The sequence below is a fragment of the Kitasatospora sp. NBC_01560 genome (genome assembly GCF_045208415.1).
Taxonomy (GTDB): Bacteria; Actinomycetota; Actinomycetes; order Streptomycetales; family Streptomycetaceae; genus Kitasatospora.
In genome coordinates this window covers 3295355-3309423 of sequence record NZ_CP109364.1, presented here as the reverse complement: position 1 = coordinate 3309423, position 14069 = coordinate 3295355, and the positions used below count along the sequence as shown (strand labels likewise).

At 74.2% G+C, this 14069-nt stretch carries 11 protein-coding genes and 3 tRNA genes; 8 read left to right on the top strand and 6 right to left on the bottom strand.

The window, feature by feature from the left end:
- The first annotated feature begins 6 nt into the window (after positions 1-6).
- The 5 genes from OH807_RS14195 (at position 7) to OH807_RS14175 (ending at position 6341) form a co-directional block, all read left to right on the top strand.
- On the top strand, positions 7-999 hold the full coding sequence (locus OH807_RS14195) for an SGNH/GDSL hydrolase family protein (RefSeq protein ID WP_406198345.1): 993 nt from the start codon (positions 7-9) through the stop codon (positions 997-999).
- Between the two features lie 117 nt (positions 1000-1116).
- On the top strand, positions 1117-1482 hold the full coding sequence (locus tag OH807_RS14190; protein ID WP_406198342.1) for a hypothetical protein: 366 nt from the start codon (positions 1117-1119) through the stop codon (positions 1480-1482).
- Between the two features lie 148 nt (positions 1483-1630).
- A complete protein-coding gene (locus tag OH807_RS14185; protein WP_406198340.1) occupies positions 1631-2941 on the top strand; it encodes a deoxyguanosinetriphosphate triphosphohydrolase in 1311 nt (436 codons plus the stop codon).
- 100 nt (positions 2942-3041) lie between these two features.
- Positions 3042-4949 (top strand): DNA primase, encoded by a 1908-nt coding sequence (dnaG, locus tag OH807_RS14180; RefSeq protein WP_406198338.1) that lies wholly within the window; start codon positions 3042-3044, stop codon positions 4947-4949.
- Between the two features lie 117 nt (positions 4950-5066).
- Entirely contained in the window at positions 5067-6341 is a 1275-nt protein-coding gene (locus OH807_RS14175; protein ID WP_406198336.1) for an RNA polymerase sigma factor, read from the top strand.
- Positions 6342-6451: 110 nt separating this feature from the next.
- Here OH807_RS14175 and OH807_RS14170 read toward each other — a convergent pair whose 3' ends face one another.
- The 4 genes from OH807_RS14170 to OH807_RS14155 form a co-directional block, all read right to left on the bottom strand.
- Positions 6452-7675, bottom strand: coding sequence for a DUF2690 domain-containing protein (locus OH807_RS14170; RefSeq protein WP_406198334.1), 1224 nt, complete (start codon positions 7673-7675; stop codon positions 6452-6454).
- 437 nt (positions 7676-8112) lie between these two features.
- The gene (locus OH807_RS14165; RefSeq protein ID WP_406198332.1) at positions 8113-9516 is read right to left on the bottom strand and encodes a glutamate decarboxylase; all 1404 of its coding nucleotides are present in this window, start codon (positions 9514-9516) and stop codon (positions 8113-8115) included.
- Between the two features lie 131 nt (positions 9517-9647).
- Positions 9648-11081, bottom strand: a complete 1434-nt coding sequence (locus OH807_RS14160; RefSeq protein ID WP_406198330.1) for an FGGY family carbohydrate kinase — start codon at positions 11079-11081, stop codon at positions 9648-9650.
- Positions 11082-11188: 107 nt separating this feature from the next.
- A complete protein-coding gene (locus OH807_RS14155; protein ID WP_406198327.1) occupies positions 11189-11482 on the bottom strand; it encodes a hypothetical protein in 294 nt (97 codons plus the stop codon).
- Between the two features lie 242 nt (positions 11483-11724).
- On the opposite strand from OH807_RS14155, the gene OH807_RS14150 reads away from it, so the two are divergent.
- Positions 11725-11797, top strand: a tRNA-Asn gene (locus OH807_RS14150).
- A gap of 62 nt (positions 11798-11859) precedes the next feature.
- A tRNA-Asn gene (locus OH807_RS14145) sits at positions 11860-11932 on the top strand.
- A 118-nt stretch (positions 11933-12050) separates the two neighbouring features.
- Here the strand turns inward: OH807_RS14145 and OH807_RS14140 are convergent.
- A complete protein-coding gene (locus OH807_RS14140) occupies positions 12051-12800 on the bottom strand; it encodes a trypsin-like serine peptidase (protein WP_406198324.1) in 750 nt (249 codons plus the stop codon).
- Positions 12801-12905: 105 nt separating this feature from the next.
- Complete coding sequence (locus OH807_RS14135; protein ID WP_406198321.1) at positions 12906-13763, bottom strand: trypsin-like serine peptidase; 858 nt, start codon at positions 13761-13763, stop codon at positions 12906-12908.
- A 191-nt stretch (positions 13764-13954) separates the two neighbouring features.
- Here OH807_RS14135 and OH807_RS14130 point away from each other — a divergent pair.
- Positions 13955-14028: transfer RNA gene (locus OH807_RS14130), tRNA-Ile, on the top strand.
- The last annotated feature ends 41 nt before the right edge of the window (positions 14029-14069 follow it).

Below are 14069 nucleotides of genomic sequence, written 5' to 3'. Positions count from 1 at the left end.
CCGGCGGTGCGTCCGGCCGGGGTGCGGGCCGCCGCGCTCGCCGCGGGCCTGGCCGCCGTGCTGCTGACCGGCTGCAGCGGCGGGGGCGGTGCGGACGGGGCCCCCGCCCTCCCGTCGGACGGCCCGCGCCCGGTGCGCGCGACGCCGACGCCGACCCCGACACCCCCGCCCACCGGCCCCTACGTGGCACTGGGGGACTCGTACACCTCGGGCCTGAAGATCGCCCCGCAGGTCGGCGAGCCGAAGGGCTGCGCACGCTCGGCCGTCAACTACCCGTCCCTGGTGGCCACGGCGCTGGGCCTGGGGGCCGGTCAGTTCCGCGACGTCAGCTGCAGCGGCGCCCGCACCGGAGACCTGACGGGCGCCCAGCAGACCGACGGCGGGGCCAATCCGCCGCAGTTGGACGCACTCACGCCGGCCACCCGGCTGGTGACCGTCGGGATCGGCGGCAACGACGCCGGGTTCATGGAGGTCGTCACCGAGTGCGCCAAGGAGAACCTGGTCGACGCGGTGAAGAGCATGATCGGCTCCGGCCGGGCGCAGGCGCCCTGCCGGGAGCACTATGCCTCGGTCGGCGGCGCCGCCGACCAGGTCCAGCGCAAGGTCGACGCGGCCGGCGAGCGGCTGGGCCAGGTGCTCCAGGAGGTCAGGCGCCGCTCCCCGCAGGCCCGGGTCTACGTGGTCGGCTACCCGTCGCTGCTGCCGGCCGAGCCGGCGAGCTGTGTGCCGGTGCTGGGGAACGCCGTCGCCGCCGCCGACCTGGGTTTCCTGGTGGAGAAGGAGCAGCAGCTGAACGCGATGCTCAAGCAGCGGGCGGAGGGCGCCGGCGCGGTCTACGTGGACGCCGCCGCGCCCTCGGCCGGTCACGACATGTGCGCCGGCGAGGCCACCCGCTGGGTGGAGCCGCCGTTCCCGGCGTCCGGTCTGGCGGCGATCCACCCCAACGCCAGGGGGCAGCAGGGCGTGGCCGACGCGGTGCTCAAGGCCGTCCGGGGCTGAACCCGGCCCGGACCGGCGCCCCCGGACCGCCCCGGACCGGCCCGGACCGGCGGGCGGGCGCGTCCCGCAGTGCGGCCGGCCCTTCCGCACGCCGTCCTCCCGTGCCACCATGCCGCGGTGAACTCCGCTGCCGCACCACGGGATCCGGTCCGACTCGGCGATGCCCTCCGCTTCCTCACCGAGCTGGTGGCCTGGGTCGCCACCCCCTGGGCCCTGGCCGGTCACTCGACGGTGCTCGCCGTGCTGTCGGTGGTCCTGCTGATCGGCCTCCCGACGGTCTTCGGCACCCCGGGCGACAAGAAGCAGGTGATCGTTGCCGTCCCCGGCGCGGGCACCGTCGCCCTGGTGGCCCTCCAGCTGGCCGCCGCCGTGGTCTCCTCGTGGGCGGCCTGGCCCGCCCCGGTCGCCGCCCCGGTCACCGTGCTGGCCGCCGCCTGCGCCGTCACCGAACTGCCCCGCTGGCGCCGGTTGCTCGCCACCTGACCCCCTCGCCGCCCGACCCCGGCCCGTCGCTGCCCGCTGCCCGCCGCTCGCCGCCCCGGGGCGGGGCCCAGGGTTCACGCCCCGGCCCGCGCCCCTTCGCGCGCGGCACACCTCCGGTGTCGGAGCGGCGGCCTACAGTGATTGGCATATGGACGACACCGCGCACCGCCCCACTGCCGACACGACTCCGTACGACCACGCCGCCGAGGCCCGTTGGGTCCCCGAGCCGGACAAGCGCCCCGGCCGGACGGCGTTCCAGCGCGACCGCGCCCGCGTGCTCCACTCCGCCGCCCTGCGCCGGCTGGCCGGCACCACCCAGGTGGTCGCCCCGATGCGCAGTGACTTCCCCCGGACGAGACTCACCCACTCCCTCGAATGCGCCCAGGTGGGCCGGGAGTTGGGTGCGGCCCTGGGGTGCGACCCGGACCTCGTCGAGACGGCGTGCCTGGCCCACGACATCGGCCACCCGCCGTTCGGCCACACCGGCGAGGAGGCCCTCGACCAGGCCGCCGAGGCCTGTGGTGGCTTCGAGGGCAACGCGCAGTCGCTGCGCATCCTCACCCGGCTGGAGCCCAAGCGGTTCGCCCCGCAGGGCGAGGAGCCGGCCCGGCTGGCCCCCTGGCCCGGCCGCAGCGTCGGCCTCAACCTGAGCCGGGCCGCGCTGGACGCCGCCACCAAGTACCCGTGGACGCACGGCGCCCACCCGGCCGACCCGGCCTCGCCCAAGTACGGCGTCTACGCCGACGACCTGCCGGTCTTCCGCTGGCTGCGGGCCGGCTCCCCGGCCGGGCGCAAGTGCTTCGAGGCCACGGTGATGGACTGGTCCGACGACGTGGCCTACTCCACCCACGACGTCGAGGACGGTCTCCAGGCCGGCCACATCGACCCGGCCGTCCTCCGGGCCCCGAGCGAGCGCGCCGAGCTCTTCAAGGTGGCCGAGCGCTACGCCCCGGACGCCGAGCCCGAGGAGCTCGCCGCGGCCCTGGACCGGCTGCTCGGCCAGGAGTGGTGGCCGAGCGCGTACGACGGCACGGCGCGGGCCCGGGCCGGTCTCAAGGACCTCACCAGCCAGCTGATCGGCCGCTTCTGCCTGGCCGCCGAGCAGGCCACCCGGGCCCGCTACGGCCCCGGCCGGCTCACCCGGTACGAGGCCGAGCTGGTGGTGCCGCGGGACGTCCGGCTGGAGTGCGCGGTGCTCAAGGCCGTCGCGGTGCGCTTCGTGATGCAGCGCGACGAGCAGGCCCAGCTCCGGGCCCGCCAGCGGATCGTGATCGCCGAGCTGGCGTACGTGCTCAACGAGCGCGCCCCCGAGGGGCTGGACCCGGTCTTCGCCGCGCTGTACCAGGAGGCCGACGACGACCGCGGCGCCCTGCGCGCGGTGATCGACCAGATCGCCACGCTCACCGACGCCTCCGCCCTCGCGCTGCACGGCCGGCTGGTCGGCGCGGCCTGGACGTAGCTGCCCCGGGTACGGGGGCCGAAGGGCCGGAACCGGGGGCCGGGGGGCCGGGTGAGCACGCTCACCCGGGAAACCCCGGCCGTCCCAGTAGACTTCCGGGGTGGCCGGGCGGATCAGGGACGAAGACGTACAGGCGGTGCGCAGCGCACTGCCGATCGACGTGGTCGTCGGCGACTACGTACAGCTCACCAATGGTGGCGGTGGTGAGTACAAGGGCGTCTGCCCCTTCCACGACGAGAAGTCCGCGTCGTTCTACGTGAACCCGGCCAAGGGTGTCTTCCACTGCTTCGGCTGCCAGGAGAACGGCGACACCATCGCCTTCCTGATGAAGATCGAGCACTTCACCTTCGCCGAGGCCGTCGAGCGGATGGCCGCCCAGGCCAACATCACGCTCCGCTACGAGGAGGGCGGCTACAGTCCGCGCCACCAGCAGGGCGAGCGCACCCGTCTGGTCGAGGCGCACAAGGTGGCCGCCGCCTACTACCGGGAGCAGCTGACCTCGCCGGAGGCGGAGATCGGCCGCCGGTTCCTCGCCGAGCGCGGCTTCGACGAGGCGGCGGCGAGCACCTTCGGGGTCGGCTACGCCCCGGTCGGCTGGGAGCACCTGGTCCGTTACCTGCGGGGCAAGGGCTTCAGCGACAAGGAGATCCTGGTCGGCGGCCTGGCCTCGCAGGGGCAGCGCGGCGGGCTGATCGACCGGTTCCGCGGGCGGCTGGTCTGGCCGATCCGCGACATCGCCGGCGAGGTGGTCGGCTTCGGCGCCCGTCGGCTGCGCGAGGACGACAACGGCCCGAAGTACCTGAACACGCCCGAGACGCCGATCTACAAGAAGTCCCACGTGCTGTACGGGATCGACCTGGCGAAGAAGGAGATCGCCAAGTCGGGCCGGGCCGTGGTGGTGGAGGGTTACACCGATGTGATGGCCTGCCACCTGGCGGGCGTCACCACGGCGGTGGCGACCTGCGGTACCGCCTTCGCCGAGGATCACATCAAGATCATCCGCCGGTTGCTGATGGACACCTCCCAGTACCGCGGCGAGACGGTCTTCACCTTCGACGGCGACGCCGCCGGCCAGAAGGCCGCCCTGCGGGCCTTCGAGGACGACCAGAAGTTCGCGGCCAAGACCTCGATCGCGGTCAGTCCGGGCGGCATGGACCCGTGCGACCTGCGGCTGGCCATGGGTGACAACGCCGTCCGCGAGCTGATCGACAACCCCGTCCCGCTGTTCGAGTTCGCGCTGCGGTCGGCCGTCGCCCGGCACCGGGTGGAGACCCCGGAGGGCCGCTCGGCGGCACTGGAGGAGGCCGCGCCGATCGTCGCCAAGATCAAGGACCGCTCGATCCAGCACCAGTACGCCGTCCGGCTGGCCGGCATGCTCGGCATCCTGGACGAGCAGTTCGTGGTCCGCCGGATCTCCCAGCTGGCCCGCTGGGACCGCGAGCGCCAGCAGAACCCGCGCGCCGCCGGCCAGCAGCGCCGCCCCGAGCAGCCGCAGCCGGTGAGGTCCGTCACCCCGCTGTTCCGCCTCAACCCGCGCGACCCGGCCCAGTTCGTCGAGCGCGAGCTGCTCAAGCTGGCCCTCCAGCACCCGGACCTCGTCGCCCCGACCTTCGACAACTACGGCGAGGACGAGTTTCCGACCCCGCCGTACACGGCCGTGCGCCGTGCCATCGGCCAGGCCGGCGGAGCGGCGTACGGGGCCGGCCAGGCCGACTTCACCGGTGCGGTGCGCGAGGCGTGCCCGGACGACCAGGTGCGGTCGCTGGTGACCGAGCTCACCGTGGAGCCGGTGCGTTCGCGCCGCAAGGTGGACGCGATCTACGCGGGGGAGTTCCTGGTGAAGCTGCGGCTCCAGGCGGTGGACCAGCGGATCACCGAAGGCCGGGCACACCTCAACCAGCTCCACGCCCGTGGCGCGAGCGAGGAGTGGAACGCGGTGAGCAACGAGCTCTGGCAGCTGGAGCAGTACAAGCAGCGACTGCGCAGCCAGGGTGCCGCCGGGCTGTAGCCCCGCCGGAGAAAGTCGGCGCACGAGTCTCGGCCACGGAGTGTGGCGTGCCGCACACTGGGGGCGTCCCACCTCTTTTCAGCGCGGGTCCGCCAGAGTCGCGCCCGCCCCGAGGGGATGCCCGTGGACCAAGGCCTTGCCGCGACCGCCCGCCCGACCACCGACCCGCTCGCCCCCCACGACGACCACGGCCGGGCCGGGGCGCCGCCCCCGGAGAGAGCCCGGCCGGCCGCCCAGGGCCACCCGCAGGACCCCGCCGGCGAGCCGGACCCCTCGGCCGGACCGGGCCCGGAAGCCGACGCGGACCTCGACCCCGGCCCCGACGACCCCGGCCCTGATCCCGGCCCTGATCCCGGCCTCGATCCCGATCCCGATCCCGATCCCGATCCCGAAGCCGAAGCCGAAGCCGAAGCCGCGACGCGGACCGGGGCCGGCCCGGACCTCGACGGAGGACGGGAGCCCGGCCCGTTGGGCGCCACCGGCCCGGCGGCCGACCTGTTCCGCCAGTACCTGCGCGAGATCGGCCGGATCCGGCTGCTGACCGCGGCCGAGGAGGTGGAGCTGGCCTGTCGGATCGAGGCGGGCCTGTTCGCCGAGGAGCGGCTGAACCGCGAGCAGTCGACCGCGGACCCGCTGGCCGGTGAGCTGGACGCGCTCGTGGTGATCGGCCGGATCGCCAAACGGCGGCTGATCGAGGCCAACCTGCGCCTGGTGGTCTCGGTCGCCAAGCGCTACATCGGCCGTGGCCTGACGCTGCTGGACCTCGTCCAGGAGGGCAACCTCGGCCTGATCCGGGCGGTGGAGAAGTTCGACTACGCGCGCGGCTACAAGTTCTCGACCTACGCCACCTGGTGGATCCGGCAGGCGATGAGCCGGGCCCTGGCCGACCAGGCCCGCACGATCCGGGTACCGGTGCACGTGGTCGAGCTGATCAACCGGGTGGTGCGGGTACAGCGCGCGCTGCTCCAGGAGCGGGGGGCGGAGCCCACCCCTGCCGAGATCGGCGTCGTCCTGGGCCTGACCGAGCACCGGGTGCGCGAGCTGATCCGGCTGGCGCAGGAGCCGATCTCGCTGCACACCCCGGTCGGCGAGGAGGACGACGTGGCGCTCGGGGACCTCATCGAGGACGCCGACGCGGCCTCACCCGCCGAGTCGGCCACCTTCCTGTTGCTGCGTCAGCACCTGGACGCGGTGCTGGCCACCCTCGGCGAACGCGAACGCCAGGTCGTCCAGCTCCGCTACGGCCTGGACGACGGGCGCCCGCGCACGCTGGAGGAGATCGGTGTGCTGTTCGGGGTGACCAGGGAGCGGATCCGCCAGATCGAGTCCAAGACCCTCGTCAAGCTCCGCGACCACGCCTTCGCCGCCCAGCTCCGCGGCTACCTCGACTAGCTGCGCCCGCCCCCGCAGCCCCCCGGTGACCCTGCCTCTGCACCGCCGCCCCCGTACCGCCGCCCCCCCGTACCGCTGCCGCCCCGCCGGAGTCCCGCCCCGTCCGCGCCCTAGGAGGACGCGGACGGGCTCGGCGCGCCCGCCGGCGGAGCGGCCGGGCTCGCGGCCGTCTCCGGGGGCAGGGCCGGGCTCGCGGAGGTCGCCGGCGGCGAGGCCGGGCCGATCGGGATCGGGGTGGAGGCGACCATCTGGGCCAGGCCGGAGACGTTCGCCGTGCAGTCGTTCCCGGCCGGCTGGTGCCCGCAGACCCGGAAGGTGGCGTTCGGGTCGGCGGCGTTCACCATGGCCGAGTAGTTGTCGTAGCCCCAGTGGATGAGGGCCATCTCCGTCTCGCCGGTGCTGCTGGTGATGGTGGCGAAGTCGTCCGGTTCGCCCTCGGTGATGGCGGCCCAGGCGGCCTGGCACTTCTGGCTGTAGCGGAGGTAGATCACCACCTTGCCGATGTTGCCGGTCTGCAGGGTCCGGGCGTCGGCGCCGCAGCCGGTGGTCTTGGGGTCCTTGTGCGAGCAGCCCATCGCCTGACAGGTGCCGGGCGGGGCCGGCGAGGCGGGCTTGGACGCCGGGCCGGAGGAGGCCAGTGGCTGCGCGACGGTGGCCGGGTCGCCCCCGGTGCGGTGCGTGTACCGGAGGCCGGCCAGGACCAGCAGCAGGGTCACCACCAGGGCACCGGTCAGCAGCGCCACCGGCCGGCGCCAGCGGCGCGGGGCCGCGGTGGCCGGCTCGGCCGGCACCAGCACGGGCTCCGCGTCGTCGGCGGGCAGCAGTACCGGTTCCGCGTCCCCGGCCGTCCCCGGGGCGCCCTGCGGGCCGTCCGCCGGGTCGGCCTCGACGAGGTCCTCCGCCCCGTTCTCCGCCCCGTTCTCCGCCCTGCTCTCCGTCGTGCTCCCTGCCCCGCTCCCGGCACCGCTCTCCGTGCCGGCCCCGACCACGGTCTCCGGCACGGCCTCGACCTCGGTGACGCCCGTGGTGAGGCCCTGGGCGGCGCCCTCCGGGCCGCCCGCCGCCTCGTCCTCCGGCGCCGACGTCTCCGCCCAGAGCCTGCGCAGTGCGGGGCCGTCGCACTCCACCGCCCTGATCAGCGCCTCCAGCGCCTGCTCGGTGACGATCCGTTTGCCGTTGAGCCAGCGCTCCCAGGAGGCCCGGCTGTAGTGGGTGCGGGTCGCGAGTTCGGACAGGGAGAGCCCGGTCGTGTCCTTGACGGCGCGCAGTTCTTCCGTCAGACGTTTGGCGGGCGCGGACAGGTCGTCCGGGAGTTGCTTCCAGGCGGATGCCATGCGGTCTTCCCAACATCGGAAACGGGGACGCGGGACGATCGGGCCGAGTTGGGCACCGGCCCGGGTCCGGGTGCGCTTCCGCGTCTCCAACCTCACCGGCCCGCCGTCTCAAACACCAGGTCATGGCGCTGAGACGGACGGAAGTGTCTCACAACACCGCTGACGGCTCGAACATTCACACGTCAGTCGTGCATTGTTCTCGGGCCGGTCCGATTTCGGCGCCGGGATGCTTCGTCCGGGCACCGTTCACAGGCCGTGCGTCCGTCGTCCCGACCCCCCCACACCGACCGTGGCAGCCTCGCGGGGGGAGGCTGCCCCGGTTGCAGGGACGCGCGGCGGGGAGAGCGCTTGCGTGCCGCTCTCCCCGCCGCGGACCACGGACCGGGGATCCCGGAACGATCACGGGGCCCCGGGGCGTGCAGGGGTGCCGGTGCGGATCAGTGGTGGAAGGCTGTCCGGGCCGGTACCCCGAGCTCCTTCAGCGGGCCGGGCTGGCTCCGCAGCTCCGGCAGCAGCCGGGTGAGGTCGTTGAGCAGCAGGTCGGCGAGGTCCCGCGAGAAGCCGTTGCGGCAGACCACCCGCAGGACCGAGAGGTCCTCCCGGTTCGCCGGGAAGGTGTAGGCGGGCACCTGCCAGCCGCGCTCGCGCAGCCGCCGCGACACGTCGAACACGTCGAACGGGACGTCGTCGGTGGTGGTGAAGGCGAAGACCGGGAGGTCCTCACCGCGGGTCAGCATCCGGAAGCAGCCGAGCGCCTCGATCTTCCCGGCCAGGTAGACGGCCACCTCCCGGGACGCTCCCTGGACCGCCCGGTAGCCGTCCCGGCCGAGCCGCAGGAAGGTGTAGTACTGCGCGATCACCTCGGCGCCGGGGCGGGAGAAGTTGAGCGCGAAGGTCGGCATCTCGCCCCCCAGGTAGTTGACCCGGAAGACGAGCTCCTCCGGCAGCGCCTCGTGGTCGCGCCAGAGCGCCCAGCCGACGCCCGGGTAGACCAGGCCGTACTTGTGCCCGGACGTGTTGATCGAGGCGACCCTGGGCAGCCGGAAGTCCCACTCCAGCTCCGGGTCGAGGAAGGGCGCGACCATGGCGCCGGAGGCGCCGTCCACGTGGACCGGGACGTCCAGGCCGGTGCGCCGCTGGAGCTCGTCGAGCGCCGCGCAGATCTCCGCCACCGGCTCGTAGGAGCCGTCGAAGGTGGAGCCGAGGATGCCGACCACGCCGATGGTGTTCTCGTCGCACAGCGCCACGGCCTGTTCGGCCCCGAGGTGGTAGCGCTCGCCCTCCATCGGGGCGGTGCGCGCCTCGACCTCCCAGAAGTTGCAGAACTTCTCCCAGCAGACCTGCACGTTGACGCCCATCACCAGGTTGGGCCGGGCACCGGCCGCGTAGCGGTCGGTGTTGCGGCTCATCCAGCGGCGCTTGAGGGCGAGGCCGGCCAGCATGCAGGCCTCGCTGGAGCCGGTGGTGGAGCAGCCGACCGCGCCGTCCGGGTCGGGGGCGTGCCAGAGGTCGGCGAGGATGGCCACGCAGCGCCGCTCCAGCTCGGCGGTCTGCGGGTACTCGTCCTTGTCGATCATGTTCTTGTCGAGGCACTCGGTCATCAGCCGGGTGGCCTGGATCTCCATCGACGTGGTGACGAAGGTCGCGAGGTTCAGCTTGGCGTTGCCGTCCAGCATCAGTTCGTCGTGGATCAGCTGGTACGCGGTGTCGGCCGGCACCGGGCCGTCGCCGAGCCGGTGCAGTGGCGGAGCCAGCTCCATCGCGCCGAGCGGGTCGGCGGCGCCGACGAACGGGCCTACGGTCAGCCGGCGGTCGTCGCCCGCTCCCTTGTGCAGAGCCATGGGATCCTGCCGCCCTTCGGTCTGGTAACCGCGTCCTCTCCCACGCTGCCACCGGCGGCCGGGTGACGCATCTTCACCGGCGGCGGCGACCACGGCGGCGGCGAGGGCCCGGGCGGCGGCCCCGGGGCGGCTCAGCCGGCCGTCTGCGGGTGGATCTGTTCCTTCGCAGCCCGGTACTGCCGCCGCACGGCCTCGCCCACCGGCAGGTCCTGTTCGGCGTCCGGCGTGACGGTGACCGTCTCCGGCAGCTCCCAGCGCGGCGGCTCGGGGGTGCCGGCCAGGGCCCAGGCGGCCTGCCGGGCCGCGCCGCGCGCGGCGTGCGCGCCGGGCGGGGGCACCACGACGGGGACGCCGAACAGCAGCGGCGCGATCTCCCGGACGGCCGGCAGCCGCCCGGCGGCTCCGAGCAGGAAGACCCGCCGTACCTCGACGCCGCCGGCCCGCAGCACGTCCAGGGCGTCCGCGAGGTTGCAGAGCATGCCCTCGACGGCCGCCCGGGCCAGGTGCTCGGGCGTCATCGACTCGGCCCGCATGCCGGTCAGCGTGCCGGCCGCGTGCGGCAGCGCGGGCGTCCGCTCGCCGTCCAGGTAGGGCAGCAGCACCATCCCGTACGCCCCGGGGGAGGACCGCAGGGCCAGCTCGCTCAGGCCGTCCAGGTCGCGGCCGAGCAGGGCGGCGGTGGAGCGGAGCACCTGGGCGGCGTTCAGGGTGGCGACCATCGGCAGGTGGCGGCCGGTGGCGTCGGCGAACGAGGAGACCAGCCCGGAGGCGTCCACCACGGCCTGCTCGTGCACCGCGAAGATGGTCCCGGAGCTGCCGAGCGAGACCGCCGCGTCACCGGGCTGCAGGCCGAGGCCGAGTGCGGCGGCCATGTTGTCCCCGGTGCCGGCCGAGATCAGCAGCCCTTCGGGGGTGTGTCCGGCGGGTTCGGCCGGGCCGAGCACCTCGGGCAGCTTCAGCTGGTGGCCGAGCGCCAGCTCGACGAGGTCCTGCCGGTACTCACCGGTGATCGGCGACCAGTAGCCGGTGCCGGAGGCGTCGCCCCGGTCGGTGGTACGCCGCTTGGGGTGACCGAGCAGTTGCCAGACCAGCCAGTCGTGCGGCAGCAGCACCTCGGCGACCCGGCGGGCGTTGGCCGGCTCGAACTCGGCCAGCCAGCGCAGCTTGGCGATGGTGTGCATCGGGCCGGGGACGGCACCGATCGCGGCCGTCCAGGCCGCCGGGCCGCCGAGCGCGTCGACCAGCGCGGCGGCGGCGCCGCTGGACCGCGGGTCGTTCCAGAGGATCGCGGGCCGCACCAGCACGCCGCCGGCGTCCAGGCCGATCATGCCGTGCTGCTGCGCGCTGACGCCGATCGCCCGGACGCCCTCCAGCAGGCCGCCGGCGGCCGCGTCGCCGAGCGAGTGCAGCCAGACCTGCGGGTCGGCCTCGCCGGCCCGGGTACCGCCGCCCTCCGGCATGGGGTGCGGGGCCTTGCCGGAGCGCAGAACCGCGCCGGTCCCGGAGTCGCACGCGACGATCCTGGTGCGACCGGTCGAGCTGTCTATCCCCGCGACGATGGCCATGTCGAGATCATGCCTCAGCGGACGTCCGGACGCGGTCCGTCCGGGCAAGTGTTGCCCGTTCGGTACCGCTCCGGAGTCGTCGCGGACGGCTTGCCGTCACCGGCCCGTCACGGCCGGAAGGTACCCCAGCTGTCGTCCTCCGCCCGGGCGCGGTTGAAGTACGGCACCCGGTCGGTGACCGAGTTCGGCAGCCGGTCCCCGACCTTGTCCGCGACGGCGCCGGCGGCCTTCCCGGCCACGGCGCCGGCCTGCTGCCTGGCCTTGTCGGCGGCGGTCTGCACCGTGGGGTTCCGGGCGACCTGCCGGGTGACCTTGGCGATCTGTTCGTACCGCTGGCGCCCGGCCCGCGAGCCCAGCACGTAGCCCGCTGCGAGTCCGACGATCAACGACAACTTCCACATGATCGGATTCCACCCTCTCCTGGCGGCCCCTGCCGCATTGCCCTACCCGTCCCTCGGGGCGGCGAACCGTCCGTGCCCCCAGCATCCCCGGGCAGTCTGCCGGGCGCGCGCGGGGCGCGCCGGGCGGGGTGCCGGGGCGGCCGGGGAAAGCGATTGGCGGACCACCCCCCCGAGTGCGCTAATGTATGTCCCGCAGCGAGCGCCGAGGAGCCCGGGAGACCGGGGGCCGAGGCGGGAGCCGATCCCCCATAGCTCAATTGGCAGAGCAGCCGACTGTTAATCGGCAGGTTATTGGTTCGAGTCCAATTGGGGGAGCTCAGGTGGCCGCCCGTCAGGGTCGGCTTGCCTGGCCGTGGTGCGACAGTTGTCCACTGCGATCCCGCATAGCTCAATTGGCAGAGCAGCCGACTGTTAATCGGCAGGTTATTGGTTCGAGTCCAATTGCGGGAGCTTCACCTGGTCCGCCCGGTGACTGCTCAGAGCGAAGGCCCCCCGGCCGACCGGGGGGCCTTCGTGTTTCTCCGGCGCACGCGGCTCACGCCGGGCCCGTCCGTGGTGGGCGCAGGCCTCAGCCGGTGGCCCGGCCGTAGAGCTCGGCGACCCGGCCGTCGAAGGTGATGCTGTACGAGGTGCCGGGGGTGTCGCCGCCCTCCTGGTAGCCGCCGATCACGCCGACCACGGTGCCGCCCGTGGTGACCCACGGGCTGCCGCTGGTGCCGTCGGTGTAGCCGCCGCAGTCGAACCGCTCCTGGGTCGCGCTCTGCGCACGCGTCCGGACCGAGCAGGTGATCGGCTCGTCGCGCTCGTTGGGGTAGCCGGTCACCGCGACCGGCAGGCCGAAGCCCTGGCCGGTGCCGAGCGGGTTGCCGCCGACGGCGTCCTCGATCTCCCGGCCGTCCACCGGCCGGACGGTGACGAAGGCCACGTCGTACTCGGGGTCGTCGCCGGCCGCCCAGTGCGGATCGACGGTGACCGACTGGACCGGCCAGCTGCCGTGCGGGGCGTAGCCGTTCCGGTAGCCGGGGGTGAACACCAGGCCGTCCAGCAGGCCGATCCGGCGGCTCTGCACGCAGTGCGCGGCCGTCACCAGGAGGTTGTGCCGGGGGCTGTGCACCACGCTCGCCGTGCAGGCCCGGGGGCCCTGGGCGGTGCGGACCGAGAGCGTGCCGATCCGGTCGCCCGCCGGGCTCTGCCGGGCCACCTCGGCGGTCGGCGGCTGTCCGTCCCCGCTGCCGCAGGCGGTGCCGGCGGCGAGCAGCAGGGCCGTCAGTGCGGCAGCCCTGGCCGCTGGCGCGGGCCGTACCGGGCGGGGGGCCATCCGGGCTCCGTCTCGTCCTCGGGGCGGGCCCTGCCGGGTCGTGCGGACCGCCGTTCGTGAGGAAGATCTACCAGGCGCCGCCCCGGTCCGCCAACCCCGGCCCGGTCAGCCGGTTGCGCGGTCGTACAGGGCCTGGACCCGGTCGCCGAAGTAGCTGCTGTACGAGGTGTCGGGGGAGTCGCCGCCCTCCTGGTAGCCGCCGATCACGCCGATCACGGTGCCGGTGCGGGTGGCCGGTTCGAAGTCCGTCACCCAGGGGCTGCCGCTGGTGCCGCCGGTCCAGTCGGGGCAGTCGATCCGCAGCTGGGTCGGGCTCTGCTCCGACGTGGTGTTGCTGCAGGTGATCGGCACGTCGCTGGTGCCCGGATAGCCGGTGACCTTCACCGGCACCTGGTAGCCGCGGTCGACGCCCAGCCGGTTGGCGCCGAGCACCTGCTGCACCTGCTGCCCGTTCTGCGACTGGACCACCGCGAAGGCGACGTCCACGTCCGGGTCGGCGTCGTCCTTCCAGGCCTGGTCGACGGTGACCGCCAGCAGCGGCCAGACGCCGCTGGGGGTGTCGCCGTCCCGGTAGCCGGGGACGAAGACCAGGTCGCTGCGCTGTCCCAGCCGGGAGTCCCAGACGCAGTGCGCGGCGGTGACGATCAGATTGAGCCCGGCGCTGTCGACCACGCTGGCGGTGCAGAAGTGGTCGCCGTCCGCGTTGCGGGTGAAGACGGCGCCGACCAGTCCGTTGAGCACGGTGGGCTTGGCGGTGCGGGTGACGCCGGTGTGCCGGCCGAGTGCGCCGCGGAGCCGGTCCCGGCTCCAGCCGTGGCTGTCGGTGGAGAGCGTGGTCGGTCCGGTGGCGGGGTGCGAGCTCACCGTCGGGGTGGCGCCGCCGGGGCCCGCCGCGGTGGTGCAGCCCGCCACCGCCAGGACCGCCAGTGCCGAGCCCACCGCCGCCAGCTCACGTACCGTCATCCGCCCAGGCTCCCCGGCGTCGTCGCGGGTCCGCCAGCGGGGCTGCTCCGGGCGGGGAGGCGTGTTCCCTCGCATACCCGTGTGCGCCCCCGGCGCGCATCACGGGTGATCGACCGGCTATGCTGCCCGGGACGGCCTTGCGGGGCCGTCTGCTGCTGCCGCGGCCGGGTCTCCGGTGCGGGTGGCGAACCGGGGCGGTAGCTCAGCCGGTTAGAGCAGGGGACTCATAATCCCTTGGTCGTGGGTTCGAGTCCCACCCGCCCCACCCTTCGCCCGGCGACCGGGCTTGACCAGGTGCGGTCATCT